The 26738-nt window shown below is 67.6% G+C and carries 29 protein-coding genes; 17 read left to right on the top strand and 12 right to left on the bottom strand.

Annotated elements, in window-relative coordinates; translation table 11 throughout:
* Positions 1–3: 3 nt before the first annotated feature.
* Together fliE and SJY20_RS17110 are read right to left on the bottom strand one after the other, a co-directional pair.
* A complete protein-coding gene (gene fliE / locus SJY20_RS17115) occupies positions 4–366 on the bottom strand; it encodes a flagellar hook-basal body complex protein FliE (RefSeq protein WP_380788277.1) in 363 nt (120 codons plus the stop codon).
* Positions 363–1637 (bottom strand): sigma-54 interaction domain-containing protein, encoded by a 1275-nt coding sequence (locus tag SJY20_RS17110; RefSeq protein ID WP_380788276.1) that lies wholly within the window; start codon positions 1635–1637, stop codon positions 363–365. Before SJY20_RS17110 ends, fliE begins: the two co-directional genes overlap by 4 nt.
* Positions 1638–1917: 280 nt before the next feature.
* On the opposite strand from SJY20_RS17110, the gene SJY20_RS17105 reads away from it, so the two are divergent.
* The gene (locus tag SJY20_RS17105) at positions 1918–2742 is read left to right on the top strand and encodes a flagellin (protein WP_380788274.1); all 825 of its coding nucleotides are present in this window, start codon (positions 1918–1920) and stop codon (positions 2740–2742) included.
* A gap of 239 nt (positions 2743–2981) precedes the next feature.
* Positions 2982–3818: a flagellin gene (locus SJY20_RS17100; protein ID WP_380788273.1), complete on the top strand. Its 837-nt coding sequence runs from the start codon at positions 2982–2984 to the stop codon at positions 3816–3818.
* A 155-nt stretch (positions 3819–3973) separates the two neighbouring features.
* On the opposite strand, the gene SJY20_RS17095 is transcribed toward SJY20_RS17100, so the two are convergent.
* The 9 genes from SJY20_RS17095 to SJY20_RS17055 all read right to left on the bottom strand — a co-directional run bounded on the left by SJY20_RS17095 (position 3974) and on the right by SJY20_RS17055 (position 10614).
* Complete coding sequence (locus SJY20_RS17095; RefSeq protein WP_380788271.1) at positions 3974–4312, bottom strand: YdeI/OmpD-associated family protein; 339 nt, start codon at positions 4310–4312, stop codon at positions 3974–3976.
* Between the two features lie 139 nt (positions 4313–4451).
* Positions 4452–5252: a sigma-70 family RNA polymerase sigma factor gene (locus SJY20_RS17090; protein WP_380788269.1), complete on the bottom strand. Its 801-nt coding sequence runs from the start codon at positions 5250–5252 to the stop codon at positions 4452–4454.
* Positions 5249–7303: a flagellar biosynthesis protein FlhA gene (gene flhA, locus SJY20_RS17085; protein ID WP_380788267.1), complete on the bottom strand. Its 2055-nt coding sequence runs from the start codon at positions 7301–7303 to the stop codon at positions 5249–5251. The genes SJY20_RS17090 and flhA overlap by 4 nt, the downstream gene beginning before the upstream one ends.
* A 4-nt stretch (positions 7304–7307) precedes the next feature.
* The gene (locus SJY20_RS17080) at positions 7308–8159 is read right to left on the bottom strand and encodes a lytic transglycosylase domain-containing protein (protein ID WP_380788266.1); all 852 of its coding nucleotides are present in this window, start codon (positions 8157–8159) and stop codon (positions 7308–7310) included.
* Between the two features lie 76 nt (positions 8160–8235).
* Positions 8236–8550, bottom strand: coding sequence for a flagellar protein FlgN (locus SJY20_RS17075; protein WP_380788264.1), 315 nt, complete (start codon positions 8548–8550; stop codon positions 8236–8238).
* On the bottom strand, positions 8537–8821 hold the full coding sequence (flgM, locus tag SJY20_RS17070) for a flagellar biosynthesis anti-sigma factor FlgM (protein ID WP_380788262.1): 285 nt from the start codon (positions 8819–8821) through the stop codon (positions 8537–8539). The genes SJY20_RS17075 and flgM overlap by 14 nt, the downstream gene beginning before the upstream one ends.
* A gap of 64 nt (positions 8822–8885) precedes the next feature.
* The gene (locus SJY20_RS17065; protein ID WP_380788260.1) at positions 8886–9401 is read right to left on the bottom strand and encodes a flagella basal body P-ring formation protein FlgA; all 516 of its coding nucleotides are present in this window, start codon (positions 9399–9401) and stop codon (positions 8886–8888) included.
* A gap of 11 nt (positions 9402–9412) precedes the next feature.
* Positions 9413–9937 carry a flagellar motor protein MotB gene (locus SJY20_RS17060; protein ID WP_380788258.1) on the bottom strand — a complete coding sequence of 175 codons (525 nt, stop codon included), beginning with the start codon at positions 9935–9937 and terminating at the stop codon, positions 9413–9415.
* Positions 9934–10614, bottom strand: coding sequence for a motility protein A (locus tag SJY20_RS17055; RefSeq protein WP_380788256.1), 681 nt, complete (start codon positions 10612–10614; stop codon positions 9934–9936). Before SJY20_RS17055 ends, SJY20_RS17060 begins: the two co-directional genes overlap by 4 nt.
* Positions 10615–10904: 290 nt before the next feature.
* On the opposite strand from SJY20_RS17055, the gene SJY20_RS17050 reads away from it, so the two are divergent.
* From SJY20_RS17050 to SJY20_RS16990, 13 genes are all read left to right on the top strand, one after another.
* Complete coding sequence (locus SJY20_RS17050; RefSeq protein WP_380788254.1) at positions 10905–11246, top strand: flagellar basal body rod protein FlgB; 342 nt, start codon at positions 10905–10907, stop codon at positions 11244–11246.
* Position 11247: 1 nt separating this feature from the next.
* Positions 11248–11658 carry a flagellar basal body rod protein FlgC gene (gene flgC, locus SJY20_RS17045; RefSeq protein WP_380788252.1) on the top strand — a complete coding sequence of 137 codons (411 nt, stop codon included), beginning with the start codon at positions 11248–11250 and terminating at the stop codon, positions 11656–11658.
* A gap of 3 nt (positions 11659–11661) precedes the next feature.
* Positions 11662–12339 carry a flagellar hook assembly protein FlgD gene (locus SJY20_RS17040; RefSeq protein WP_380788250.1) on the top strand — a complete coding sequence of 226 codons (678 nt, stop codon included), beginning with the start codon at positions 11662–11664 and terminating at the stop codon, positions 12337–12339.
* A gap of 16 nt (positions 12340–12355) precedes the next feature.
* Complete coding sequence (locus tag SJY20_RS17035) at positions 12356–13621, top strand: flagellar hook protein FlgE (protein WP_380788248.1); 1266 nt, start codon at positions 12356–12358, stop codon at positions 13619–13621.
* A 23-nt stretch (positions 13622–13644) separates the two neighbouring features.
* Positions 13645–14394 carry a flagellar basal body rod protein FlgF gene (locus tag SJY20_RS17030; protein ID WP_380788246.1) on the top strand — a complete coding sequence of 250 codons (750 nt, stop codon included), beginning with the start codon at positions 13645–13647 and terminating at the stop codon, positions 14392–14394.
* A 12-nt stretch (positions 14395–14406) separates the two neighbouring features.
* Positions 14407–15195 (top strand): flagellar basal-body rod protein FlgG, encoded by a 789-nt coding sequence (gene flgG, locus SJY20_RS17025; protein ID WP_380788244.1) that lies wholly within the window; start codon positions 14407–14409, stop codon positions 15193–15195.
* Complete coding sequence (locus tag SJY20_RS17020) at positions 15195–15884, top strand: flagellar basal body L-ring protein FlgH (RefSeq protein WP_380788242.1); 690 nt, start codon at positions 15195–15197, stop codon at positions 15882–15884. The genes flgG and SJY20_RS17020 overlap by 1 nt, the downstream gene beginning before the upstream one ends.
* Positions 15884–16978 (top strand): flagellar basal body P-ring protein FlgI, encoded by a 1095-nt coding sequence (locus SJY20_RS17015; protein ID WP_380788241.1) that lies wholly within the window; start codon positions 15884–15886, stop codon positions 16976–16978. The genes SJY20_RS17020 and SJY20_RS17015 overlap by 1 nt, the downstream gene beginning before the upstream one ends.
* Positions 16975–17292, top strand: a complete 318-nt coding sequence (locus SJY20_RS17010) for a rod-binding protein (protein ID WP_380788239.1) — start codon at positions 16975–16977, stop codon at positions 17290–17292. The genes SJY20_RS17015 and SJY20_RS17010 overlap by 4 nt, the downstream gene beginning before the upstream one ends.
* Positions 17289–18635, top strand: a complete 1347-nt coding sequence (gene flgK, locus SJY20_RS17005; RefSeq protein WP_380788237.1) for a flagellar hook-associated protein FlgK — start codon at positions 17289–17291, stop codon at positions 18633–18635. The genes SJY20_RS17010 and flgK overlap by 4 nt, the downstream gene beginning before the upstream one ends.
* A 10-nt stretch (positions 18636–18645) precedes the next feature.
* Positions 18646–19545, top strand: a complete 900-nt coding sequence (locus tag SJY20_RS17000) for a hypothetical protein (RefSeq protein ID WP_380788235.1) — start codon at positions 18646–18648, stop codon at positions 19543–19545.
* A gap of 100 nt (positions 19546–19645) precedes the next feature.
* A complete protein-coding gene (motA, locus tag SJY20_RS16995) occupies positions 19646–20509 on the top strand; it encodes a flagellar motor stator protein MotA (RefSeq protein ID WP_380788233.1) in 864 nt (287 codons plus the stop codon).
* A 1-nt stretch (position 20510) separates the two neighbouring features.
* Positions 20511–21410 carry a flagellar motor protein MotB gene (locus SJY20_RS16990; RefSeq protein WP_380788231.1) on the top strand — a complete coding sequence of 300 codons (900 nt, stop codon included), beginning with the start codon at positions 20511–20513 and terminating at the stop codon, positions 21408–21410.
* Positions 21411–21514: 104 nt separating this feature from the next.
* Here SJY20_RS16990 and SJY20_RS16985 read toward each other — a convergent pair whose 3' ends face one another.
* Complete coding sequence (locus SJY20_RS16985) at positions 21515–22027, bottom strand: MucR family transcriptional regulator (protein ID WP_380788229.1); 513 nt, start codon at positions 22025–22027, stop codon at positions 21515–21517.
* A 370-nt stretch (positions 22028–22397) separates the two neighbouring features.
* Between SJY20_RS16985 and SJY20_RS16980 the strand changes: the two genes are divergently transcribed.
* On the top strand, positions 22398–23594 hold the full coding sequence (locus SJY20_RS16980; protein WP_380788227.1) for a DUF2252 family protein: 1197 nt from the start codon (positions 22398–22400) through the stop codon (positions 23592–23594).
* A complete protein-coding gene (locus SJY20_RS16975; RefSeq protein ID WP_380788225.1) occupies positions 23594–26707 on the top strand; it encodes a helicase-related protein in 3114 nt (1037 codons plus the stop codon). Before SJY20_RS16980 ends, SJY20_RS16975 begins: the two co-directional genes overlap by 1 nt.
* Positions 26708–26738: the final 31 nt, after the last annotated feature.

Raw genomic sequence — 26738 nt, 5'->3', positions numbered from 1 at the left:
TCATTACACCGGCATGCTCATGATGTCCTTGTAGGCGGACAGCAGTTTGTTGCGGACCTGCAGCGTCGCCTCGAAGCCGACACTGGCTTGCTGACGGGCCAGCATCACCTTGGCGATGTCGACGGTTTCACCGCGCTCGTAGCTTTCACTGATCTTGGCGGCCTGGGTCTGGCCCTCGTTCACCGACTTCAGCGCATCACCCAGCGTATCGGCAAAGCTGGTCGGCTGCGTCGATGCGGGGGCTGCGGCGCCGGCCGAAGCAGACGCATTGGCGCGGGTCAGCGCCTCGTTGCGTTCCAGGATCTGCGCGCGAAGCTGCATCACCCGGTCGACGCTCATGGCGCCGCCCACTCCGCCAATACTCATGCGGACACGGCCCGCGTGATATCCTCACCCTGCTCGCGCGCCTTGGCGAGCCGATAGCGCAGCGTGCGTTCCGAAATGCCGAGACGCCGCGCGGTCTCGATCCGGCTGCCGCCGCACGCCTGCAGCGTCTCGCGGATCGCGGCGAATTCGCTCATCTGGACGATGTTGCCCAGGGTCTCGGGCAGCGCCTCGGCGTCGTTGGTGTCGACGATGCGCAGGATCGGGGCAGGGGTGACGGCGCGGTCGAACACGATGTGCGCGGCGTCGATGGTGTCGCCGGCCGCGAACAGCAGCGCGCGCTGAATGACGTTTTCCAGCTCGCGGACGTTGCCCGGCCAGTCGTGGCGGCCGAGTGCGTCGATCGCCTCTGCGGTCGGCCAGGGAATCGTGGTGCGGTTGCCGGCATGCCGCAGGATCATCGTCGCGGCGAGCGCGGGAATGTCCTGGCGACGCTCGGCGAGTCGCTTGGTGGTCAGCGGGAACACCGCGAGACGGTAATAGAGATCCGAGCGGAAGCGGCCCGCGGCGACTTCGTCCTGCAGGTCGCGGTTGGCGCAGGCGATGATGCGGACGTCGATCCGCTGCGGCACCGACGCGCCGATCGGCACGACCTCGCGCTCCTGCAGCACGCGAAGCAGCTTGGCCTGCAGCTGGATCGGCATCTCGGCGATCTCGTCGAGCAGGATCGTGCCGCCGTCGGCGGCACGGAAGAAGCCCTCGCCGCCGGAAGACGCACCGGTGAACGCACCCTTCTGGTGACCGAACAGCAATGCTTCGAGCATCGTCTCGGGCAGCGCGGCGCAGTTGATCGCGATGAACGGCTTGCCGGCGCGGGCGGAGTTGTTGTGGATCGTGCGCGCCAGCACTTCCTTGCCGGTGCCGGTCGGGCCGTTGATCAGCACGGTGATGTCGGAGGCGGCGACTCGCTCGGCCAGCGCCAGCAGCGCCAGGCTCTCGGGGTCGGCAGCGGTCGGCAGATCCGGACCGGCAAGCATCGCGCGGGCAAAGCCGTTGCCGACCGCCGAATCGGCGGGACCATAGGACAGGCGTGCCGGCTGGCCATCGCGCGCTGGCACCACGATGCAGCCGGATTCGCCGACGATCATCGTCCGATTCGGCTCCGTCACCTCTTCGCCCTCGGCAACCAGCAGGTAATCGGTCGGTAGGGAAGAACTGTTGTCCAATCTAACCGTCACACCTTGGGCTCGCAAAGAAGAGAGCAGCGCATATTTGCGCTTGGTGATGGAATGGGACGGGTGGATCGAACGCATTTCTTGCTCCCTTGTTCCTCACCCAAATAGAGTTTGGTGGTAAACGCCGAGTTAAGTCGGCAGCCGGACCGGCAATATTTTTCCGGGCGCGCGTGCCGCCGCGTCACCCGCGCGCGAGGGCCTGCCCGTACACGCATGAGGGGCGGCAAAACCGGCAACGACCGGCAAGAAATGTCACCTTGCCGGCTAAATCCTGCCGGTTGCCGGCCGTTACTGCATTCAGCGGCTCGGTTCCAAAGCGGAAACGGGGGGACCGCAAAGAGCTAGATGGAGATCTGACATGACCGTTATCGCAAGCAATATCAGCGCACTGCGCTCGTCCAACGCCTCGACCAGCGCACAGATGGCGCTGTCGACCTCGATGCAGCGCCTCTCGACCGGCATGCGCATCAACAGCGCGAAGGACGATGCCGCCGGTCTCGCGATCAGCGCGTCGATGACTTCGCAGATCAAGGGCATGAACCAGGGTATCCGCAACGCCAACGACGGCATCTCGATGGCGCAGACGGCAGAAGGCGCACTCGACGAAGTCACCAACAACCTGCAGCGGATGCGCGAACTCGAAGTCCAGAAGTCGAACGGCACCTATTCGACCGACGACAAGGCGAACATCACCGCCGAGCAGGACGCACTGGCCGCACAGATCACCAACGTGCTGACCAACACCAAGTTCAACGGCACCCCGCTGTTCGCCGGCAGTGCGGGCACGAGCGGCAAGGTCTCGGTCCAGGCCGGCGCCAACACCGTCGACAAGATCGACCTCGACCTGGGCGGCAACCTGCTGACCACCTCCGGCGTCGAAGACGTGGTTGCTACCGGTGCGGCAAAGACCGGTGCGACGATCGAGAACTACGACACCGCGATCGGCAACATCTCGACGCGCCGTGCCAGCCTGGGTGCCAGCCAGAACCAGCTGCAGTCGGCGGTCAACAACCTGACGAGCAACGCGACCAACCTGTCGGACGCTCGCAGCCGCATCCAGGATACGGATTACTCGGCAGAGACGACCGCGCTCGCCAAGGCACAGATCCTGTCGCAGGCATCGACCGCGATGCTGAGCCAGGCCAACCAGAGCACGCAGAGCGTCCTAAAGCTGCTCCAGTAATCCGACGAGTTAGGCTCCGGCACCGGTTTCCCCCCGTGGGCGCCGGAGCCGCCCTTCCCACCGAAAGGAACGGTGGGCGAGCGGTGAAATCCCCGGCGGTCATGCGCCGGGGATTTTTCCCGTCGACCGGTCGCGTCGATTTTTCTTCTAAATGTCTGTCCCGCCCGGCCGTTATGGCTGGTGGCGGCTTGTCCTTTGCCTTGGGGGCGCCGGAGAGCTAGCCGAAATGGAGACCGGACATGACGGTAATTAATAGCAACATCAGTGCACTACGTGCGTCCAATGCCTCGACCAGCGCGCAGTCCGCGCTGTCGACCTCGATGCAGCGGCTGTCGACCGGCAAGCGCATCAACAGCGCCCGCGACGACGCCGCCGGCCTCGCGATCAGCGCGTCGATGACCTCGCAGGTCGCCGGCATGAACCAGGGCATCCGCAACGCCAATGACGGCATCTCGATGGCGCAGACCGCAGAAGGTGCGCTCGACGAGGTGACCAACAACCTGCAGCGGATGCGCGAGCTCGAAGTGCAGAAGTCGAACGGCACCTATTCGGCGACCGACATCCTGAACATCGCCGCCGAACAGAACGCGCTCGCGACCCAGATCACCAATGTGCTCACGAACACCAAGTTCAACGGCCAGGCGCTGTTCAACGGCACCGCAGGCGTCGCCAACGACGGCAAGGTGACGATCCAGGCGGGCGCCAACACGACCGATGCGATCGAAATGAATCTCGGCGGCGACCTGCTGACGACGGGCGGCGTCGAAGGCGTGCTGAGCGGTACCCCGCCCACCGCGACCGCGACCACGCTCGAGGCGTACGACACCGCGATCGCCAACGTCGTCAACCGCCGCTCCAGCCTCGGCGCGACGCAGAACCAGCTGCAGTCCGCGGTCAACAACCTGACCAGCAACGCGACCAACCTGTCGGACGCGCGCAGCCGGATCGAGGATACCGACTATTCGGCCGAGACCACCGCGCTCGCCAAAGCCCAGATCCTGTCGCAGGCATCGACCGCGATGCTGAGCCAGGCGAACCAGAGCACGCAGAGCGTGCTCAAGCTGCTCGGCCAGTAATTCCCGAATAAGTCCCGGCACCGCGCCCCCAAATTGGGGTGCCGGGCCGACCGGACCTGGTTTGGTCGAAACGAACCCTCGGTAGCGACATGCTGCCGGGGGTTCGGTGCGTTTCTACATATCGGCGCTGGGGGCGATGTCGGCGTAACGGTGCGTCAGCTTCGCCCGGGACGAGCGGGCGCCGCTGGCTTGGCCGCCTTCCGATCGATGAGCACCGCCTGCTGCCACTTGCTCGGCGGCTTGTCGGTGCGGTGGATGCAGCCCGCCCAGCAGCACGGCCGCGTCTTGCCATCGAGCAGTTGCTCGCGCGTTCGGCGAATGCGTCGCTCGCGCGTCGGCGCCTGTTTGGCGTCGTCCACCCAGCAGATGAATTCGTTGCGACTGAGGGGGGTAATGCTGTTCCACAGGTCGAGCGCGGCTGGATCGGCGCGCAACGCGGTCTGAAGATCCGCGGCCGCCTGATGGACGGTGCCGTGCTGGAACGCGTTCGTCATCGGACCTCCGCACCGTGCCTGCATCGTGACGATGGGCGGGGGACGGGGGGATGTCCAGCGTGGGGGGAACCGTCCCCGGATTCCGGGGAACGCCGCGGCACCAAGCCGCGGGAGATTTTACGTCGAAGGCGTCGCTGGCTCAGCGCTGGCCGGCGAGCGCCTTCTTCAACGCGTCATAGCCCTGTTTCTTGATCTGGCAGACGCGCGCCGCGCCGACGCCGAGGACCTGGCCGATTTCCTCGAGGTTCAGTTCGTCGACGTAATACATCTGGATCACCTGCGCGGCGCGGGTCGGCAGCGCGGCGATCGCGGCGATCAGCGCGTCGCGCATTTCGGAATCGGCGAGCTGGTCGAACGCGCTGGGGGTGTCGTCGGCGAACCAGGGCAGGTCGTCGGCGTAGAGATCGTCGACCGATTCGAACTTGATCGCATCGGCGGTCGCATAGTCGGCGCGCAGTTTCTCAACCGAGATGTCGAGCTTTTGCGCGAGCATCGCCTCGGTCGGCTTCTGCCCGCTCGGCCCGGTCAGCGCCTTGACCGCGGCGGCATAGGCGCGGCGTCGGCGCATCGCGCCGCGCGTCGTCGTCGCCTGGCGGCGGAGTTCGTCGATCATCGCGCCGCGCAACCGCTGCGAGACATATTGGCGGAAGGTCGCGCCGCCGCGATCCTCGAACGTTGCCGCCGCCTCGACCAGCGCGACCAGCCCGACCTGGACCAGATCGTCGACCTCGACCAGATTGCTCATGCTGCCGTGGACGTGCCATGCGATCCGGCGGACCAGCGGCAGATGCTCGCGGATAAGCGCGTTGGGATCGCCGCCGGCACGCTGGCCCGGGCGATAGGTGAGCGGTTGCCCGACGAGCTCCGGCACAAGTACGGGAGGCGGCGTCGCCAGCGGCTGGGCGTTCGCGAACGCGGACTGCATCGGCATCGCGCTCATGCCGCCAGCGCCATCGGCGTGCCGATAACGGCGACGACTTCGACGGCCTTTTCTTCGGGCACCTCGAAGAAGCTCATTACCGGCGTGTCCGGCAGGCAGGTCTTGACCAGCTTGCGGATCGCGACGCGGATCGCGGGCTGGACGACGAGCGCGAACGGCTTGGCGTCGGCGATCAGCGGTTGGGCTGCGCGCTGCAGCGCCTCGACGATGCGGCGGCCGAGATCGGGTTCGATGACGTGGCGGCGCGAGGTGTCGGCGCGCGCGGCCTGACCGAGCAGCCCTTCGAGCTGACCCTCCAGCGTCATCACGCGGAGCGGCTCGCGCACGCCGCACAGCTTCTGGATGATCAGCGCGCCGAGCTGCGGACGGATCAGCTCGACGATCTCGTCGGCATCCATCGTCTTTTGCGCGGCCACCGCGATCGCGGATGCGATCCGGCGGAACTCCTTCAGGGGAACATTCTCCACGAGCAGGCCCTTCAAGACTTGGGTGAGAGTGGTGAGCGGCAGGGGGGCGAGCGCGGCGACGAGCTGCGCGGCGCGTTCCTTGAGGCCGTCGAGCAGCGCCTGGACCTCGTCGGATCCGAGCAGATCGGCGGCGTTCTGGCCGAGCGCATGGTTGAGATGCGTCGCGACCACGGTGCCGGGATCGACCACCAGGAAGCCTGCACCGGTGGCGGCATCGGCATCGCCGGGCGCGATCCAGGTGGCGTCGAGCCCGAAGGTCGGGTCCTTCGCCTTCTTGCCGTAGAGTTCGCCGAACGCGGTGCCGGTATCGAGCGCGAGCATTTCGTCGGGCGAGACCACGTCCTCGCCGACGACGACGCCGTTGACGAGGATGCGGTAGAGGTGCGGCGGCAGGTTGATGTCGTCACGGATCCGCACCTGCGGTACGACGAAGCCGAGTTCCTTCGACAGCTGACGGCGCACGCCGGTGACGCGTCCCATCAACGGTGCGCCGCGGCGCTCGTCGACCAGCGGCACCAGGCCATAGCCGATGTCGATGTTGATCTGCATCGCGTCGCTGACCTCGTCCCAGCCGATCCGCGAGGGATCGACCGGCTCTGCGACGACGACCGGCGCGAGCACCGGGCGGGCGGCGATCTGGCGCAGCTTCCACGCGGCGAACCCGGCCAGCGCGGCCATCGGCAGGATCACGATATGCGGCATGCCGGGCATCAGCCCGAGCAGCCCGAGGATCACGGCGACCGGGGTCCAGGTGCGGGGCGAGCCGAACTGGCTGCCGATCTGGCCGGCGAGGTCGTGCGTCGAGGTGACCCGGGTGACGATCGCGGCGGCGGCGATCGAGAGCATCAGCGATGGCAGCTGGGCAACCAGCGCATCACCAATCGCCAGCAGCACGTAGTTATGCGCGGCGTCGCCGATCGACATGCCGTGGCTGACCGGACCGAGGATCAGGCCGCCGACGATGTTGGTCGCCAGGATCAGCAGGCCGGCGACCGCATCGCCCTTCACGAACTTCGACGAACCGTCCATCGAGCCGTAGAATTCGGCCTCGGTCGCGGTGTCGATGCGGCGCTGCTTGGCTTCGTCGGGGGTGATGAGGCCGGCGTTGAGATCGGCGTCGATCGCCATCTGCTTGCCCGGCAGCGCGTCGAGGGTAAAGCGCGCAGACACTTCGGAGACGCGGCCGGCGCCCTTGGTGACGACGATCAGGTTGATGATGATCAGGATCGAGAAGACGAACAGCCCGACGATATAGTCGCCGCCGATCAGGAAGGTCCCGAACGCCTCGATCACATGGCCCGCCGCTGCCTCACCCTCGTGGCCGTGGACCAGAACGACGCGGGTCGAGGCGACGTTGAGGCCGAGGCGGAACAGCGTCGCGAACAGCAGCACGGTCGGGAAGGCCGAGAAGTCGAGCGGCTTCTGCGCGTTCAGCGACACCATCAGTACCGCGAGGCTGATCGCGATGTTGGCGATGAAGAAGACGTCGAGCATCGCCGCCGGGATCGGCACGACCATCAGTACGACGAGCAGCAGGATCGCGATCGGCAGAGCCGCGGCGCGGAGATGGGAGAGAATGTTCACCGCCTCAGCCCCCCATGCTCGCGAGCATCATATAAGCGAGCCGCGCGGTGTCGGGGGTCGGGCGCATCAGGTTGGCGGCAGTCTGCTGCGGCGTCGCACTGGTCTTGAACCGGCCGATCGCGGCGCTGGCCCACGCCATCGCGTCCTGCGTGCTTTCGTTGCCGCCGGTGATCACGGTCGAATTGCCCATGTCGAAGCTGCGTGCGGCGAGTGCCGTCGCGGTGCCGGTGCCGGTGCCGCTATCGGCGGCGCCCGCGCCGAGCTTGGCGGCGAAGCGGCCATAGACGTCGGAGAGCGAACGCGGCTGGCCGTTGGAGGCGTAGAAGACGTTGCGGTTGGCGCCGGCGGCGGCGGGGAACAGCGCGGCGGCGGACTGGCCGGGCGACGACTGCAGCGCGCCGAGGAACTTCTTCGCGCCGCCAAGACCCAGGAAGTGCGCCATGTACAGATCGGTGCCGGTCGCGGTGCGGCCCAGCGTGTTCTCCAGCGCGACCTTGTTGTCGGCGGCGTGCTCGGCGGCCATCAGCGACGCCGCGTTGGGATCGTTGCGCAGCGCCAGGATCGCCTGCCGGGTGGCGGGATCGCTGACCGAGAGGCGGCCGTTGGTGCTGGTGATCGCGTTCGCCGCCCAGCCGAGACCGTGTTCGGCGCCGTGCTGCTTGACCACCGAGAGCCAGCTGCGCTCGATGAACTGGTACAGCCCCGATGCGGACGATGTCGCGGCCTTCGCGTTCGCCTGCAGCCCGGATTCGAGCTTCGCCTGGCCGAGCAGGTACGAGAAATCGATTCCCGTCTTGCTGCTCGCGGCGGCGATCGCCGACTGGACGCGGCTGGTAGTGATCGAGGAAACGGTCATGGTCGCGGATTGAGCCCCTGTTCGGAGCATCATTCAGCAAGGACCGTGCCAACTCCCGGTCGGGCGTGCCTTGCTCTTAGGCGTAGGCCCCGGCGGCACTGCGGCCATAGCCGGCACCGGCAGCGCCGGTCAGCATTTGCAGGCGGCGGCGGACATTTGCCGCCATCAGGTTGGTATAGATCCGGCAGGTCTCGTTGAGCCGGTTGGCCTCGTCGGCGAGCTCGCGGATATCGGGACCGGCAGGGCCGTCGCCGGCGGCGGCGATCATTTCGATCGCGGTCAACTTCTCACACGTCGCACGCTCCAGCGCGGCGACGTCGTTCGACTTCAGCGCAGCGATCTCGGCGTGGAGCAGGTCGATCACGCGGATCAGGGCGTCACGCCGGTTCATTGTTCGACTTCCATTCGAGGCGAAGGGCGATCAGGCTGTCGGCGATCCGCGCTGGCATGATCGGATACCGACCGTCCTTGATCGCCTGCTTGATCTGCGCGACGCGGTCGACGTCGACCGGCGGCGCCGCGGCCATGCCGGCGGCGAGTGTCGCACCGGTCTTGGCGGGAGCGGTTGCGGGTGCGGCAGCGGCGACGGCTGGCGTCTCGGACGTGGCGCGCACGGTCCGGACGGGTCCCGTCGTCAGCCTTGTCCCAATCGATTCTACCATGACCACACCCCTCGGATGACCCCGACATGGGTAGAAACGGCAGGGGGGGCGATTAGTTTAGCGGTTATTGACCCCAGCCGGGCAGCGTCGCGCGGCCATCAGCCATAGCGATCGCCTGCACCGGCGTGCGGGCGTCGCCGACCTTGACCAGGAACCGCGCGCCGACCGCGGCGTCGCCCATCGCAATGCCCTCGCGTGAGATCTGGAAGCCGTCGGCGGCAGCCTCGATCACCACCGGATCGCCGCGCTTGATCACCGGCGGACCCTTGGCGACCGGCATCGTCACGACGGTCGGTTCGCCCACCGCCACCGCAGGCGCGCGCATCGGCACATAGATCTTCCAGTCGGGCCCCGAGCAGGCGATCACGACGGCATCGTGCGCCGGCGTCCGCCACGACAGCGCGACCGTCGGACACTGCGCGAGCTTCAGCCGCGAATCGACCGGCGCACGCGCGCCGCCTTCCTCGCCGATCGGGTGGCCGGCAAAGGCGGATACCGCACGGTCGAGCCCGGCGGTGTCCTGAAACCCCGCGGCGAGCGCAGGTGTCGCCAGCAGCAGCAGCGGAAGCGCGCGAATCATCGGTTTCTCCATCATGGATTTGGCTCGGGGGGCGCACCGGCGAACCCCTGGTTGACCATCGCAGCGCGGCGGCCGGCATGCGTGGTGGTCGTGATCATCATCCGGCCCGCAGGCACTGCATCGGCGAGCGCGGCAGCGACGACGCGCGCGCGATCGGCGGCGAGCACCGCGCCGCTGCCGGTGGTGGGATCGACATCGCCGGACGATCCGTCGACCGAGCCGGTCACCGTCAGCATCACGCGCGGATCACGCGCCGCCTCGCGTGCCCAGGCGACGAGCCCCGCGGTGTCGCCCGGCAAGCTCGCCGATCCGGCGGCGAAGTTCATCATGCCCGCGGCGGCGACCGGGATCACCTGTTCGGTCTGCGCATCGGCGCCGAACCCGGCACGAAACCCGTCGGCGAGCGCACGGCGGTCGACATGCTGCGTCGCCTGCACCAGCACGAAGAAGCCGACCAGCAGGAGCGCGAGATCGGCGAGCGTGATCAGCCATAGCGGCCGTCCGGCCGGCGCGGCGGGAAAGTCGAATTCGGTCATGCGACGCTGGCCAGTGGTTGTGGGATGACCGGCGCGCGCGGCACCTCGCGGTTGGCCAGCGCCACCAGCGGCGCGACGATCCGCGCGCGCTCGAACGCTTCGGCGCGGGCGTTGGTCCTGAGCCGGTGCGCGATCGGCGCCGCGACCAGGTTCGCGATCAGCGCGCCGTACAACGTCGCGAGCAGCGCGATCGCCATCGCGCCCCCGATCGCCGACGGATCGCTCATCGTCGCGAACATCCGGGCCAGCCCGATCAGCGTGCCGACCATCCCCATCGCCGGGGCGACGTCGGCGGCGCCGGACCAGATGTCGGCGATCGCGAGGTGGCGTTCGACCCGCGCGCGGCGGCGATGGTCGATCAGGGTCTGCACCGCATCGCCGCCCGCGCCATCGACGATCGCGGCGATTCCCGCCTTGACGTCGGGATCGGTGATCACCGAGCGGTCGAGCGCCAGCGCGCCGTGGCGCTTGGCGATGCGGTCGAGCGCGGTGATCTGATGCAGCAGCGGTTCGGCATCGAAGCGACTGCGGCCGAGCGTTCGCAACGCGCCGACCGCGCGGGTCAGTTCGCCGAGCGGGCTACGCAACACGACCGCCAGGACGGTGCCGCCGCAGACGAGCGCGAGCGCGGTGGGATCGAGAAGTTCGCCGATCAACGCGAGAGAATCTGTGCTCATGCGTAGCGTTCAGCAAGATGCGGGCCAAACTTCGATCGGGGTTTCGTTCTCCTGCGAACGCAGGAGCCCAGGGTTCCTGGCGGTATCGTTCGTGACCCTGGGCTCCTGCGTCCGCAGGAGAACGGCGCCCCGCGTATTCGGCAACACCGGCAAGACCCGCGCTGCAACCGGCAATCGCTTGCCGCTGCTCCCTGCCGCCCGCCGCGCGCCCACCTTCCCCACGCCGCCGGCCGAAACTGGCACGACCATTGCTTATACCCCGGCAGGACATTCACGTAAGGAGCCACCCCGTGGCAGGAGACACGCTTTTCGGAGTTCATGGCGCAGCGCTCGAAGTGCGTTCGCAGCGCATGGGGCTGCTCGCGTCGAACATCGCGAACGCGTCGACGCCGGGGTTCAAGGCGAAGGATGTCGACTTCTCGACCGCGCTCGCCGCGATGGAAGGTAGCGACGACGGTTTCGCCAGCGCCGTGAAATACCGGGTTCCCAACCAGACCTCGATGGATGGCAACACCGTCGAGCTGAACCAGGAACAGACCGCGTTCGCCGAGAATGCGGTGCAGTACCAGACGACGCTGTCGTTCCTCAAAGGGCGCATCGGCACGATCACCCGCGCGCTGAAGGGCGAATAAGATGGCCGACCAGCCGATGACGATCTTCCAGGTCGCGGGGCGCGCGATGTCCGCGCAGCTCGTGCGGATGAACACCACCGCCTCCAACCTTGCCAACGCCGGCAGCTCGGCAGGTACCGAGGCCGCCGCGTACCGCACGATGAAGCCGGTGTTCCGCACCAGCTTCGACAAGGCGACGGGGATGTCGACGGTCGATGTCGAGCGGATCGTCAGCGCGGGCGAGGGTCCGGTCAAGCGCTACGACCCCGCCAACCCGATGTCGGACAAGGACGGCAACGTCTTCGACGCCGCGGTCGACCAGTCGCGCGAGCTCGTCGACATGATGGAGACCGCGCGCACCTACCAGAACAACGTCGAAGTCATGCAGACCGCGAAGTCGCTGATCATCGACACGCTGAAGATGGGCAACTGATAGATGAGCGATTTCGACTCCACCCTGGCCGGCCTGGGCATCTCGCGCAGTACGCCGACGCCGACGCCGGCCGCGGGCAACTCGCAGGGCCTGAACCAGTCCGACTTCCTCAAGCTGATGACCGCGCAGCTGAAGAACCAGGACCCGTTCAGCCCGGTCGACAACACCCAGATGGTTGCGCAGATGGCGCAGATGTCGGCGACCTCCGGGATCGCCGACATGAATTCTACGCTAAAGGCGATCGCCGCCAAGCTCAACGCGACCTCGTCGTCGGATGCGATGGGCTATGTCGGCAAGACCGTGCTGACCGAGGGTGGCACCGCCTATCCGCGGTCGAGCGGCGGGATCGCCGGTGCGGTCGAACTCGGCGCCGCGGCGACCGACGTCGTCGTCAACATCTCGGACGCCAACGGCGCGGTGCTGCGGACGCTGTCCCTCGGCGCGCAGACCGGCGGCACCGTCAACTACGACTGGGACGGCAAGACCGCGGCGGGCACCGATGCCGGCGCGGGCCCGTTCAAGGTGGAGGTCGCCGCCGCCAACAACGGCGCGACCGTCGCCGCCAAGTCACTGGTGTGGGCACCGGTCGAATCGGTTTCGACCCCCGCGACGGGCAACCCCGTTCTTTCCGTGACCGGCCTCGGCACGATCCAACTCTCCGCCGTTCGCTCGATCGGCTAAGCAGGAGCACGCTTCCATGACTTTCTACACTTCGCTGAGCGGGCTCCAGGCTGCACAGACCGACATGTCGGTGATCTCGCACAACATCGCCAACGTCGCGACCAACGGCTTCAAGAAGAGCCAGGCGACGTTCGCCGACGTCATCGCGTCGAACGTCGCGCTCGATCCGCGCCACATGGTCGGGTCCGGCGTCGTCGTGCAGGCCAACCGCCAGCAGTTCGGCGAAGGCTCGCTGACCGCGACCTCGTCCGCGCTCGATCTCGCCATCTCGGGCGACAGCTTCTTCACGGTCCGCTCGAACGGCGCCGGCGGCAACGTCAACTACACGCGCAACGGTGCGTTCCAGGTCGACCTGTCGCGCAACATCACCGACGCATCGGGCAATTACCTGCAGGCGTTTCCGGTCGATGCATCGGGCGGCGTCACCGGCACCACGCTGACCAACGTCCAACTGCCCGAGACCAGCGGGATGCCGGTGCCGACCAAGGCGATCACGCTCGCGACCAACCTGACCTCGGCCGCGAAAGCGCCGGCGACGACGACATTCAGCCGCCTCGACGCATCGAGCTATAACAACAGCACCGCGACGACGATCTACGACGCGGCGGGCAATGCAAAGACGATGACGAGCTATTTCGTCCGCGACCCCGCGACCGCGAATGCCGACGGCACCAGCACGCAGGTCAACGCCTGGACGATGTACAATTATGTCGGCGACACCGCATTGAAGGCCGGTGGCGCGGCCGGCGTGCCGGTCACCTTCGACGGCGCCGGCAAGATCGCCACGCCTGCCGCGGCGGTCGCGTTCGATCCGTTCACGCCGCTCGGCGGCACCGCGCAGACGATGTCGCTGAACCTCGCCGGCACGACCCAGCTGTCGTCGGCCTTCTCGGTCGCCAGCCGCAGCCAGGACGGCGCCAGCGTCGGCAAGCTGCAGAGCGTCGCGGTCGACGATGCCGGGGTGATCACCGCGAGCTTCTCGAACGGCGACAACCAGGCGCTCGGCAAGGTCGCGCTGGCGAACTTCACCGATCCGACCGGCCTGCGCCAGCAGGGCGACAATTACTGGACCGCGACCGGCATCTCGGGCGCGCCGACGATGGGCGGTTCGGGCGACAGCGGCTTCGGCAAGCTGCAGTCGAGCATGTTGGAGGGGTCGAACGTCGACATCACCGCGGAACTCGTCGCGCTGATCTCGGCGCAGCGCAACTTCCAGGCGAACAGCAAGGCGCTCGATACGCAGAACAAGATCACCGACACGATCTTCAACATCCAGGGCTGATAGAGCGGGGACGGGGGCTTTAAATGGACAAGCTGGTCTATACCGCGGCGACGGGTCTGAAGGCGTTGATGGCCGCGCAGGCCGTCACCGCCAACAACATGGCGAACGTGTCGACCACCGGATATCGCGCCGATCGCGTGGTGTTCGACCGGGTCGAGCTGAAGGGCGGCGGTGCGCTGGAGACACGCTCGCCGACCGCGGAGGAAGTGACCTCGTCCGACACCTCGCCGGGGGCGATCCAGCAGACCGGGCGTCCGCTCGATGTCGCGGTGAACGGCACCGACACCTGGCTCGCGGTGCAGGCTCCCGAAGGCGGCGAAGCCTATACCCGTCGCGGCGACCTCGAGGTCGCGCCGTCGGGCGTGCTGCAGACCGGCGACGGCCATCCGGTGATCGGATCGTCGGGCCCGATCACGATCCCGCCCTATACCTCGATCGCGATCTCGGGCGACGGCACGATCTCGATCGTTCCCGAGGGCGGCGACGCCAAGTCGCCGCAGATCCTCGACAAGCTGAAACTCGCCAGCACCAAGGGGTCGCTGACCTCGAAGGGGCTCGACAATCTGCTCCACGTCCAGGGCGGCGGTGCGCTGCCCGAGGATGCCGAGGGCAAGGTCGTCGGTGGCGCGCTCGAGGGATCGAACGTCAACATCACGCAGGCGCTGGTCGACATGATCCAGAACCAGCGGAATTATGAAGTCCAGGCCAATTTGTTGAAGTCGGCCAAGGACATGGACGAGGGCGGTGCATCGTTGATGCGCCTGCCGAGCTAGGGGATTTAGGTCATGAGCAGCGCAGCAATGCACATCGCACGTACCGGGCTCGACGCCCAGGACATGCGGATGCGCGTCATCTCGAACAACCTCGCGAACGTGAACACCACCGGGTACAAGAAGGACCGGGCGGCGTTCGAGACGCTCGCCTATCAGGTCGTCACCACGCCCGGCGCGCCGAGCACCGCCGAGACCAAATACGCCACCGGCCTGAACCTCGGCACCGGCGTCCGCGTCCAGGGCACCGAGCGGATCGACACCCAGGGGTCGCTGTCGACCACCGGCAACTCGCTCGACCTAGCGCTGGACGGCAACGGCTATTTCCAGGTCCAGCTGCCCGGCGGCGAGCTCGGCTATACCCGCGCCGGCAATTTCTCGCGCTCCGCCGAGGGCCTGATGGTGACGTCGGAGGGCTATCAGGTCCAGCCCGGCATCACCGTTCCCGAAGGCGCGACCGCGATCACGGTCGGCACCGACGGCACCGTGTCGGCGACCGTCGCCGGCCAGACCGAGCCTTCGCAGCTCGGCCAGATCCAGGTCGCGAGCTTCCCCAACGCGGCCGGGCTGCTGGCGAAGGGCGACAACTATCTGACCGAGACCGCAGCCAGCGGCGCGGCCAATCTGGGCATCGCCGGGCAGGAAGGCCGCGGCAACATCCGCCAGGGCATGCTCGAGGCGTCGAACGTCAACGTCGTCGAGGAACTGGTCGACATGATCGAGACGCAGCGCGCCTACGAGGTCAATTCGAAGATGATCTCGGCGAGCGACGACATGCTCAAGTACATCAACCAGAACATCTGATGGCCATTCGCACCCTCTCTTTCGCGCTTGCAGCCGGTACGCTGGTCGCCGTCGTCGTGTCGCCGGCCGATGCCGGGCTGTTCGGCAAAAAGGCACCTCCGGTCGATTTCTCGGCCGCGCACGCGCCGCTGGTCGCGCCGGCGCCGCCGCCCGCCAACGGGTCGATCTTCCAGGTCTCCGATGGCTATGCGCCGCTGTACGAAGGCTGGCGCGCGCGCCGGGTCGGCGATCCGCTGACGATCGTGCTGGTCGAGCGGACCGCCGCGAGCAAGTCGTCGGCGTCGAAGCTCAACTCGGACGGCAGCATCGGCGTGACTCCGCCGGTCTCGGGTCCGTTGTCGTTCCTGAAATCGGGTGCGCTGTCGGGCGGTGCGACGCGCGGCTTCACCGGGCAGGGCGCGGCCGACCAGTCCAATTCGCTGTCGGGCGAGATCACCGTGACGGTGGCGGCGAGCTATCCCAACGGTACCATGCTGGTGCAGGGGCAGAAGCGCGTGACGCTCAACCGCGGCGACGAATTCGTCCAAATCAAAGGGCTGGTCCGCACCGCCGACATCGACGCCAATAACCGCATCCTGTCGACCCGGGTCGCCGACGCGCAGATCGCCTATACCGGCAAGGGCGACGTCGCACGCGCCGGTCGCCAGGGGTGGCTCGGCCGCTTCTTCTCCGTCGTGAGCCCGTTTTGATGATTCGCTTTATTCTCGCGCTGCTCGCCACGCTGGCGCTCGCCGCGCCCGCGCAGGCCGACCGGATCAAGGATCTCGGCGGCTTCCAGGGCATCCGCGCCAACCAGCTGACCGGCTATGGCATCGTCGTCGGCCTGCCCGGCACCGGCGACGACAACCTCGAATACACCGTGCAGTCGCTGAAGGCCGTCGCCTCGCGCTTCGGGCTGCAATTGCCGCCCGGCGCCAATCCGTCGATGAAGAACGCCGCCGTGGTGCTCGTCACCGCGGAGCTGCCGCCGTTCGCTAAGCCCGGTCAGCGCCTCGACATCACCGTCGCGTCGATGGGGAAGGCGAAGTCGCTGCGTGGCGGCAGCCTGATCATGACGCCGCTGCTCGGCGCGGATAACCAGGTCTACGCGATGGCGCAGGGCAACCTCGCGGTCGGCGGGCTCGGTGCCGAGGGTGCCGACGGCTCCAAGATCGTCATCAACATCCCTTCAACCGGCCGCATCCCCGAGGGCGCGACGGTCGAGCGTGCGGTCGCCACCGGGTTCGACACGTCGCCGATGCTGACCTTCAACCTGCAGCGCGCCGATTTCACCACCGCGCAGAACGTCGCCGCGGCGATCAACCAGCGGCTCGGCTTCGGCACCGCGCAGGCGATCGACGCGGTCTCGGTCGCGGTCCGCGCACCGGCCGGCGCCGATGTCCGCGCGACGCTGATGAGCGAGATCGAGAATCTCGATGCCACGTCCGCCGAGGCATCCGCGAAGGTGATCGTCAACGCGCGCACCGGTACCGTCGTGATCAACTCGGCGGTGCGCGTCAGCCCGGCCGCGGTGACGCACGGCAAGCTGACTGTGCGGATCGACGAGAGCCAGCAGATCGTCCAGCCGGCGCCGTTCAGCCAGGGCCAGACCGCGGTGCAGCGCAAGTCCGGTGTCGCCGTCGAGGAGGAGAAGCGTCCGATGTTCCTGATCAATCCCGGCCCGAAGCTGTCCGACATCGTCAAGGCAGTGAACGCGATCGGCGCGTCGCCGGCCGATCTGGTCGCGATCCTCGAGGCGCTCAAGGTAGCCGGTGCGCTGCGTGCCGAGTTGATCGTCCTGTGAGCGGCGTGATCGGCGCCACCGGCGGGACCTCGGTCGACACGAGTCGCCTGAAGTCTTCGGAGAACCTGAAAAAGGCCGGGGAAAAGTTCGAGGCGGTGTTCGACGGCATGATGCTGAAGTCGATGCGTCAGGCGAAGCTCAGCGATCCGCTGTTCGATTCGAAGGCGATCGACACCTTTACCGAGATGCAGGATGCGCAGGTCGCGCAGTCGATGGCCGAGCATGCGCCGATGGGAATCGGCGAGGCGATGACCGCCTTCCTCGCGAAATCTCAATCCGATCTTAACGCTGTTCCGGCAAAGCCTGAACAATGAGCGACCTGCTGTCGATTGGAGCGAGCGGCGTCAACGCGTATCAGAACGCGCTGTCGACCGTGTCGGAGAACATCGCGAATACCGGCGTTGCCGGCTATTCGCGCCGTACGGTCTCGTTGAAGGAGGTCGCCGCATCCGGGACCAGCCTGACGTCGACCGCGCGTTCCAGCGGCAGCGGCGTCAACGCCACCAGCATCAACCGAGCCGCAGACGCTTTCCGCAATGCCGCGGTGCGGTCGTCGGGTTCCGACTTGGCGCGGACTGAGGCGGGATCGACCTGGCTCGACGGTATCCAGAACGCGCTGACCGGAAACCGGGTCGGCACGCAGCTCACCAGCTTCTTTAACTCGGCGACCGCGCTTGCCGCGGACCCTACCTCGACCGCGTCACGCGCGACGATGCTGGAGGGCGCGACCTCGCTCGCCGCGGCGTTCGGTGCGACCGGCGCGGCGCTCGGCGCGGTGGCGAGCAACCTCGATGCGACCGCCACGCAGGCGACGCAGAGCCTCGGTTCGCTGGGTGCCGCGCTCGCCAAGGTCAATGACGGGCTGGCGCGGACGCAGGCCGGGTCGGGCGCGGCGGCGGGACTTGCCGACCAGCGCGACCAGTTGCTCGAACAGATGAGCGCGATCGTCGATGTCAGCGTCACGACCGATGCGGCCGGGCGCGCGACCGTCAAGATCGGTGGCGATTCGGGCCCGGTGCTGGTCGCCGGCAGCGAAGCGGGCAGCGTCGCCTATGAACGCAGCAGTTCGGGCCAGGCCTCGTTCGCGGTGATCCGCGCGGGGACGGTTACGTCGATGACGCCCGGTGGCGGTGCGCTCGCCGGGATCGCGGACGGGGCGCAGCGGATCGCCGATGCGACCGCAGCCCTCGGCGATATCGCCACCAGTTTCACCAGCCAGGTCAACGCCGTGCAGACGCAGGGGCGCGACCTGGACGGCAATCCGGGGACCGCGCTGTTCGCGACCGGCGGCTCGCCGACCGATATCCGCGTCGCGCTGACCGACCCGCGCGGGATCGCCGCCGCCAGCGCGACCGGCAGCGCACGCGATGCATCCAACCTGACCGCATTGCAGGCGGTACGCACCAGCGGCGGGTTCGAGACCGGCACCACCGCGCTGGTCGCGACCAACGCCGCGGCGCTGTCGCAGCGCAAGACCGTCGCCGATGCGCAGAGTTCGATCCGCGACGGCGCGGTGAGTGCGCGCGACGCGGTGTCGGGCGTGTCGCTCGATACCGAAGCGGTCGACCTGATGCGCTTCCAGCAGGCGTATCAGGCGTCGAGCCGGATTATCCAGGTCGCGCGCGAGACCTTCCAGTCGATCCTCCAGATCCAGTGATGTTCCAGTCATGACCATGCAGATTTCGACCAGTATCTTCTATGACCGCGCCGCCAACGCGATCGGATCGACCGGTGGCAAGACCGACACGATCAACACGCAGATCGCGTCGGGGAAGAAGTTCCAGGCGCCGTCCGACGATTCGGTCGCGTATCAGCGGCTCGCAGGCCTGGCCCGCAGCACCGCCGACGGCAAGGCGTACGACGCCAACCTGACGATGGCGGGATCGTTGCTGCAACAGGCCGATACCACGCTGTCCGCAATCACGGTTCAGATGCAGAAGGCGTCCGAGCTTGCGATCCAGGCGAACAACGGCACGCTCAACGCGTCGCAGCGCGCGGTCATCGGCCAGCAACTGGCCGGCATCGCCGACACCATCGCCGGACTTGCCAACATTAAGGACCTGCGCGGCCAACCGCTGTTCGGGGGTGCCAATGGCGCCGCGGCGGTCACCAAGAATGCCGATGGCAGCTATGCCTATGCCGAGACCACGCCCTCGCCGATTCCGATCGGCGACGGGCAGACCGTGCAGGCGGGGGAGACCGCGTCGCGCGTGTTGAAGGTCGGCAACAAGGATACGCTGGGCGTCATCGCCGGGCTGGCGGCCGCGCTGCAGTCGGGCGCGGATCTCGGCACCACCGGTTCGACCGCGATCGACGACCTGTCGGCGGCGGGGACTCAGGTGACCGCGATGCAGGCTTCACTCGGGGCTCGTGCCGCGCGCGTCGATCTGCAGCAGGCGGCGCAAAAGGACATCGCCACCGATCGCGAGGATACCCGGGTCTCGATCGAGGACACCGATGTGGTCGCCGCGACCGTCGAGCTGCAGAAGCAGATGACGATCCTCAACGCCACCTCGGCGAGCTTCACCAAGCTCTCGTCGCTGTCGCTGTTCAATTATCTGAAGTGAGCCCGATTTTCTGAATCGAGGGGCTTGGTAACCGATTGGCTACCAAATCCGGTTAACGTCGCGCGTACCAGCCGATACCGCGCAGGGGGAATTCTGAACCATGTTTGCCGCGATCGGCCTCGTCGTCCTGCTCGTTATGGTGTTCGGCGGGTTCGCCTTCACCGGCGGTGCGCTCGGCCCCGTCATGGAGGCCATCCCGCACGAAATGCTGATCATCGGCGGCGCCGCGGTCGGCGCGCTGATCATCGGCAACTCGGCAAAGGAACTGAAGGCCGTCGGCGGCGGGCTCGCAAAGGTCTTCAAGGGCCCCAAATACACCAAGCAGGATTATCTCGACGTCATCTTCCTGGTGTCAAAGCTGATGAAGATGCTGCGGATGGACGGCCCGATGGCGCTGGAACCGCATGTCGAGGATCCGAACTCGTCGGCGATGTTCGCGGAATATCCGAAGCTGCTGAAGGACCATTCGCTGGTCAACCTGATCGCCGACACGCTGCGCCTGGTCGTGGTGTCGTCGGGCACGCTCGACGTGCACGCGGTCGAGGAAGTCATGGATAATGCGATCAAGACGCACCACCACGAGGTCGAGGGGCCGCACGGTACGCTGACCAGCCTGGCGGACGCACTGCCGGCGCTCGGCATCGTCGCCGCGGTGCTGGGTATCGTCAAGACGATGGGGTCGATCGACAAGCCGCCGTCGATCCTCGGCGCGATGATCGGATCGGCGCTGGTCGGCACGTTCATGGGCGTGCTGCTGGCGTACGGCATCGTCGGACCGCTCGCCAACCGGCTGAAGCAGGTGATCGATGCCGACGCCGCGATCTACGGCGTGGTCAAGCAGATCATCATCGCCTCGTTGCACGGCCACCCGCAGCCGCTGGTGATCGAGGCCGCGCGCTCGGGCATCGCGCACAGCAACCAGCCCGGCTTCGCCGAGGTGTTCGACGGGCTGAGGGGCCGCTGAGATGGCGCGCGCGCCGCACGGGGCGAACGTGCCGCCCAAGATCATCGTCAAGAAGATCTATATCGAAGGCCATGGCGGCCATCACGGCGGTGCATGGAAGGTCGCGTATGCCGACTTCGTGACCGCGATGATGGCGTTCTTCCTGCTGTTGTGGTTGCTGGGCGCGACCACCGAGAAGCAGCGCAAGGGTATCGCCGATTACTTCGCGCCGACGTTGCTCGACACCCGGTCGCTGGGTGTCGGCGGCGGCGGACTGTTCGGCGGCGAATCCGTCCTGAGCCAGAACAAGCTCGGTCCCAATGCCGGCCAGACCACGATGCAGTCGATCGCGCTGCCGGTGGCCGGGCAGGGCGGCGCCAAGAACGGCACCGGGGACAAGGGTTCGCTCAACAACCAGGCGCTCGCGGCCGAGGATCGCCAGAACTTCGAGACGATGCGGCGCAAGGTCCTGTCCGAGATCGCCAAGTCGCCGAAACTGGCGCGGCTATCGAGCCATGTCCGCTTCGTGCCGACGCAGGACGGCATGCGCATCGATCTGGTCGACGACGCGGACTATTCGATGTTCGCGATCGGCACCACGGCGCTCGACCCGCAGGCCAGCGAACTGATCGGGATGATCGCCGAGACGATCCGCAGCTCCGCCAACCCGATCATGATCCGCGGGCATACCGATGCGGTGCCGTACGGCGATCCGCGCGCGATGAACAACTGGATGCTGTCCTCGGGTCGTGCCGAGGCGACGCGGCGGCGGCTGTTGCAGGGCGGCACGCCCGAACAGCGGTTCGAGCGCATCGAAGGGGTGGCCGACCGCGAGCCGCTGATCACGGACAGCCCGACCGATCCGCGGAATCGGCGCGTGGCGATCACCTTGCTGTACCGACGGGGCAGTTTTCGCAGCTGAGCAGAGGCTGAGTTGGGGCGCGATCGGCGCGTAAATGTCGGACAAACAAAAAGGCCGGCGGGGAGTCCCCGCCGGCCCTTTTCGTCCGTTACGGATCAACGCGCTTATTCGGCGGTCGCCGCGGCCTTGCGCTTGCGTGGGGTCGGCGCGGCGGCTGCAGGGGCGTTTGCGGGGGCCGTATCTGCCTTGCGGGCGCCCGGCTTGCGACCGAGGCCGATCTTCTTGGCCATCGCGCGGCGGCTTTCCGAATAGTTCTCTGCGACCATCGGGTAGTCCGGCTTGAGGCCATAGCGTTCGCGGTACTCGGCGGGCGTCATGCCGTGCGTCGCCAGGTGGCGGCGCAAGGTCTTGTAGGACTTACCGTCGATCATCGAGATGATGTGATCCTTCGACGCCAGCGATTTGCGCGCGGTGACCGCAGGCGTGTACTCGGTCGGCGCTTCGACCGGTTCCGCTTCGACCGAAGTGTCGAGCAGCGACGACAGCGTGTCATGCATCTTGCCGAGGAACACCGGAACCTCTTCCGCCGAAATGCGGGTATTGGGGTTGCCCAGCCAAGCAATCGTCAGTTCGGTAGCGAGTTCGACGGCGCTGAGATCGGTGTTATCTTCGGACATGAGTCACTCCATTGGTTAGCCGAGCCCTAACCTCAAGAGAGTTGTCGTTCAACCAACAACTGGACTTGAAAAGCATTTTAAATGTAAAAAATTTGTCACAACCGCTACTAGTTAATTAAGCCACGGAAATTTAAGCAGATTATATCGATTTTGAATGTAGTTACGTTTCGACCACGCAGACGAAGCCATTCCGGATGAAGGTCGGAGGTAACAACGATGACCGAATAGGCTGGCGGCGGGAACCGTTGCGCGGCGACCCGCCGATCTTGGCCGTGACAGCTGCGAATTCGTCCTGATTTGCAGCAAGCGCCGTACCTATTTCCCGCGTGCGGCGTTCAACCGCGGTGCCTCCGTTCCCGAAAGCATAGTGATGAAGATGCCGTCGCCCGAGCAGCGTGCAGACCTGCTCGACCGTACCCGTGCGCTGAAGATGGCGCGGTCGGCGCATGCCTATGTGCGCGGCAATACCCGCAAATTCTACGAATGGCTGGCAGAGGAAAAGGCGTCGAAACGGATCCCCGCGGGGCCGGCGGTGTGGATCTGCGGCGACTGCCATCTCGGCAATTTGGGCCCGATCGTCGACCGTGACGGCAAGGTCGCGGTGCAGATCCGCGATCTCGACCAGGCGGTGATCGGCAATCCCGCGCACGACCTGATCCGGCTCGGCCTGTCGCTGGCGACCGCGGCGCGCGGCTCCGACCTGCCCGGCATCACGACGGCGCACATGGTCGAGGAAATGGTCGACGGTTATGGCGCGGCGATGCGCGATCCCGGCGACGATGCCGGCCCCGAGCCCGATGCGGTGCGCAGCGTGCGGCGGCGGGCGCTCGGCCGGCGCTGGCGGCATCTGGCGCGCGAACGGCTCGAAGACGTCGCGGCGACCATCCCGCTGGGCGCGAAGTTCTGGCCGCTCGAGGCGCGCGAGCGCGACGGCGTAGCGCGGCTGGTCGAGGACCGGCAGGTCGCGGACATGATCGTCGGTCTCGACGGCCGCTCGGGCGATCGGAAAGTCGGTCTGGTCGACGCGGCCTATTGGATGAAGGGGTGCAGCTCGCTCGGGCTGTTGCGGGTCGCCGCGATCGCGTCGCTGCGCGAGGGCAAGCGCGTCGACCATGCGCTGATCGACGTGAAGCAGGCGATCGCGCCGCTGGCACCGTCGGCGAAGGGCGCGGTGATGCCCGACGAGCCGGCGGAGCGCGTCGTCGCTGCCGCCCGCGCGCTGTCGCCGTATCTCGGTGGACGAATGGTCGCGGCGCGGCTGCTCGATCATTCGGTGTTCGTCCGCGAACTCGCGCCGCAGGATTTGAAGCTCGAAGTCGAACAGTTCAGCCGTGGCCAGGCGGTGAAGGCCGCGCGATATCTGTCGTTCGTCGTGGGCAAGGCGCATGCGCGGCAGATGGACGATGCGACGCGGCACGAATGGGCCGCCGCGCTCGATCGCGGTCGCAGCAGCTCGATCGATGCGCCGTCGTGGTTGTGGGACAGCATCGTCGCGCTCGCCGGGCGGCACGAGACCGGATATCTCGAACATTGTCGGCGCTATGCCGAGAGCAAGGTCAGCCGCTGATGGCACGCATACCCGAGCCGTTGCCGGTCGCACCTCTTGCCGCGCTGCTGATCGAACAGGCGGCGAACGGCGACGTGCTGTTCGCGAGCGTCGACGAACAGCGCGCGACCGCAGTGGCCGCGATCGCCGCGGCACTGGCGCCTGCGCTGACCGTCATACACCTGCCGTCGAGCGATGCGCTGCCTGGCGACGAGACGCCGGCGTCGCCCGGCAATATCGGTCGCCGGGTCGCGGCGCTGCGCCGGTTGCGCGCGGCGGTCGGTACCGCTACGGTGCTGCTGGTCACGACCGCAGAGGCCACCGCGGTCGCCTATGCCGAGCCCTCGGCGTTCGACACCGTGCCGCCGGGTATCCGCGTCGGTGACGGCATCGACCTGTCCGCCTTTGCCGAAACCGCGGCCGCGGTCGGCTATGTCGAGGACGACCGCGTCGACGAACCCGGCGAGGTCGCGATCCTCGGCAGCGTGATCGACATCTTTCCCGCCGACCATGATGAACCGGTGCGCATTTCGGTGGCGGACGGGCTGGTCACCGCGATCAACGCCTATGATCCGGTCACGCAGCTGACTACCGGACCGGTCGAGCGGATCGAGATCGGCCGCGCCAGCGAACCCGAGATCACCGCGGGCGTGTCGATCCTCGCACATCTGCCGGGCGCGGCGCTGGTATCCGATCCTGGTGCCGAGCTGCGGCGGACGCGGTTCCTGACGATTTCCGAGGAGGCGCGGCGGCTGCGCCAGGGCGGTGTGGCGATGCCGGTCATCGACGATGCGGCCTGGACCAAGGCTGGCGCTGCGCATGCGACGGTCACGCTGGACGCCCCGCCGCCACCGCCGCCGCGGTTCGCCGAGCGTCGCGATCCCGCGCGCGCCTTTGGCCGGTTCGCCAAGGGCGTGGTCGAGGATGGCCGGCTGCTGCTGGTCGGGTCGCCGCGCGACCTGCGCTTCATCGCGGCGCGGCTTGAGCGGGCGACAGGGATCGTCGCCGAGTCCGTCGCCAGCTTCACCGATGCGATCGCGGCACCCGTCGGTCGCGCGATGCTGCTGTGCGCACCGGCCGATCGCGGCTTCGTTCACCGCGACCTGACCGTCGTCGCGGGTGGCGACCTGCTCGGCGGACGGGCCGGCGAGGACGAGCGCGGCAGCGCGACCAGCGACGCGATGTTCGGCGAATTCGGCGAACTGCGGATCGGCGACGTCATCGTCCACGAGGATTTCGGCATCGGCGTCATCGCCGGGCTGGAGGCGCTGGCCGAGGGCGACGCGATCGCGCTCGATTACGCCAAGGGCGGTCGGCGGCTAGTGCCCGTGACCGAGGCGGATCGGATCTGGCGCTACGGTGCGGATGCCGACGCGGTGACTCTGGATGCGCTCGACGGATCGAGCTGGCAGAAGCGCCGCGGCGCGATCGACGCGGCGATCGCCGAAAGCGCGCGCGAACTGGCGGCGATCGCGGCAACGCGCGACGCCCGGACCACCGATCGGATCGAGCCCGACCCGTCGGTCTATGAGCGTTTCGCCAATGGCTTCGCGTTCACCGAGACACCGGATCAGGCGCGCGCGATCGCTGCTGTGCGCGACGACCTGGCCAGCGGCAAGCCGATGGACCGGCTGGTCGTCGGCGATGTCGGCTACGGCAAGACCGAGGTCGCGTTGCGCGCCGCGGCGCTGGTCGCGCTGGCCGGACGGCAGGTCGTGATCGCCGCGCCGACCACCGTGCTGGTCCGCCAGCACCTCGAAGTCTTCACGCGCCGGTTCGAGGCGACCGGCGTCGCGGTGGCCGGCTTGTCGCGGCTTTCGAGCCCGGCCGAGAAGAAGCGGGTCAAGGCGGGTCTCGCCGACGGGTCGATCGGTGTCGTCGTCGGTACCGGCGCGGTCGCGGGCAAGGGGGTCGAGTATCACGACCTCGCGCTGGTCGTGATCGACGAGGAGCAAAGGTTCGGGGCCGCCGACAAGGCAAAGCTGCACGGGCTGGGCGCGGGACATGTCCTGACGCTCAGCGCGACACCGATCCCGCGCACGCTGCAATCCGCGATGGTCGGGCTGCAGACGATATCGGTGATCGCGACGCCGCCCGCGCGCCGCCAGCCGATCCGGACGTCGGTCGCGACGTTCGACGATGCGACGGTGCGTACCGCGTTGCTGCGCGAACGCGGGCGCAGCGGCCAAAGCTTCGTCGTGGTGCCGCGGATCGAGGATATGGACCCGCTCGCCGAGACGCTGGCGCGGCTGGTCCCCGAACTCCGCATCGTCACCGCGCACGGAAAGATGCCGGCGGGCGAGCTCGACGATGCGATGGTCGCGTTCGCGGGCGGCCGCGGCGACGTGCTGCTCGCGACCAACATCATCGAGGCCGGGCTGGACGTCCCGCGCGCCAACACCATGATCGTCCACCATGCCGATCGCTTCGGGCTGTCGCAGCTGCACCAGTTGCGCGGGCGGGTGGGGCGCAGCGGAAGGCGCGGGCAGGTGTTGCTGACCACCGAGGCCGGCGCGACGATCGCCGACGCGACGCTGAAGCGGCTGCGTACGCTGCAGGCGTTCGACCGGCTGGGCGCGGGGTTCGCGATCAGCGCGCGCGACCTTGACCTGCGCGGCGCTGGCGACTTGGTTGGCGAAGCGCAGGCCGGGCACATGAAGCTGATCGGTACCGATCTGTACCAGCATTTGATGGCGCACGCGCTGCGGGCGGCACGGGGCGAGGCGGTCGACCTGTGGGTGCCCGAACTGCATCTCGAACTGTCGGGGTGCCTGCCGGAGACGTGGATTCCCGATCTGGGCGTGCGGCTGGCGCTGTACGCGCGGCTGGCGCGGTTGCCGGACGGGTCCGCGCTCGATGCGTTCGAGGCGGAACTGGAGGATCGGTTCGGTTTGGTCCCGGCGGCGGCGCGTGATCTGCTGGACGTCGCCCGCATCCGCGCAATGGCCCGCGCGATCGGCATCCGTCGGATCGACGCGGGGCAGGCGGCGATCGCGCTGACGCCGCGGACGCCGGGTGCTGCGGCGCCGACCGGGCTGGTCGAGAAGAACGGTCGCTGGCTGCTGACGGAGGCGATCGCCGATCCCGCCGAACGCGTCCGGCGGGTGCGGGACGTCCTGGAAGAGATCGAATAAACGGCAGCGTGGTCCCGGTGTTCATCAGAAT

This window comes from Sphingomonas sp. R86521 (assembly GCF_042466235.1).
Classification (GTDB): domain Bacteria; phylum Pseudomonadota; class Alphaproteobacteria; order Sphingomonadales; family Sphingomonadaceae; genus Sphingomonas.
Note: the sequence above shows the minus strand (reverse complement) of the source record. Positions and strands in the feature narration are given on the sequence as shown.